The 1188-nt window shown below is 68.6% G+C and carries 1 protein-coding gene; it reads left to right on the top strand.

What is annotated here, in order from left to right:
- Position 1: 1 nt before the first annotated feature.
- Positions 2-1188, top strand: a 1187-nt coding sequence (gene tuf, locus RM540_RS16275; protein WP_311666076.1) for an elongation factor Tu, incomplete at its 3' end; no start/stop codon positions are given.

The following is a 1188-nucleotide window of genomic DNA, read 5'->3' as shown; positions in this document are numbered from 1 at the left end:
CATGGCGAAGGAACAGTTCCAGCGGACGAAGCCGCACGTCAACGTCGGCACGATCGGCCACGTCGACCACGGGAAGACGACGCTGACGGCGGCGATCACGAAGGTGCTCGCCGAGGCGTCCGGCGGGGAGGCCAAGGCGTTCGAGGACATCGACAACGCCCCCGAGGAGCGCGAGCGCGGCATCACGATCGCCACGGCCCACGTCGAGTACGAGACGGCCGAGCGGCACTACGCCCACGTCGACTGCCCGGGCCACGCCGACTACGTGAAGAACATGGTCACGGGCGCCGCCCAGATGGACGGGGCCATCCTGGTCGTCGCCGCCACGGACGGCCCGATGCCGCAGACCCGCGAGCACATCCTGCTCGCTCGCCAGGTCGGCGTGCCCTACGTGGTCGTGTTCATGAACAAGGCCGACCTCGTCGACGACGAGGAGCTCCTGGAGCTCGTCGAGATGGAGGTCCGCGAGCTGCTCTCGTCGTACGAGTTCCCGGGCGACGACCTCCCGGTCGTGCAGGGCTCGGCCTTGGGCGCGTTGAACGGGGAGGACGCGTGGGTGGCCAAGGTCATGGAGCTCATGACGGCCGTCGACGACTACATCCCGACGCCGGAGCGGGCCGTCGACCGCCCGTTCCTGATGCCGGTCGAGGACGTGTTCTCGATCACGGGCCGCGGGACGGTGGTCACGGGCCGTGTGGAGCGGGGCCAGATCAAGGTGGGCGAGCCGGTGGAGCTCATCGGGATGCAGGAGGAGAAGATGGCCTCGACGGTGACGGGCGTCGAGATGTTCAGGAAGCTCCTGGACTCGGCGCAGGCCGGGGACAACGCGGGCGTGCTGCTGCGCGGGATCGAGAAGGACGCGGTCGAGCGCGGGATGGTGGTGTGCAAGCCGGGCTCGGTCACGCCGCACAAGCAGTTCGAGTGCGAGGTGTACATCTTGTCGAAGGACGAGGGCGGCCGGCACACGCCGTTCTTCAAGGGGTACCGCCCGCAGTTCTACTTCCGGACGACGGACGTGACGGGGGACATCGAGCTGGCGGAGGGGGTGGAGATGGTGATGCCGGGGGACAACACGCAGTTCAAGGTGGACCTCATCGTGCCGGTGGCGATGGAGGAGGGGCTGCGGTTCGCGATCCGCGAGGGCGGGCGGACGGTGGGCGCCGGCGTCGTCTCCAAAATCCTCGACTA

The sequence above is a fragment of the Rubrivirga litoralis genome (genome assembly GCF_031846415.1).
GTDB classification, from domain to species: domain Bacteria; phylum Bacteroidota; class Rhodothermia; order Rhodothermales; family Rubricoccaceae; genus Rubrivirga; species Rubrivirga litoralis.
The sequence above is the reverse complement of the archived record's forward strand: the minus strand, read 5'-3'. Positions and strand labels throughout refer to the sequence as shown.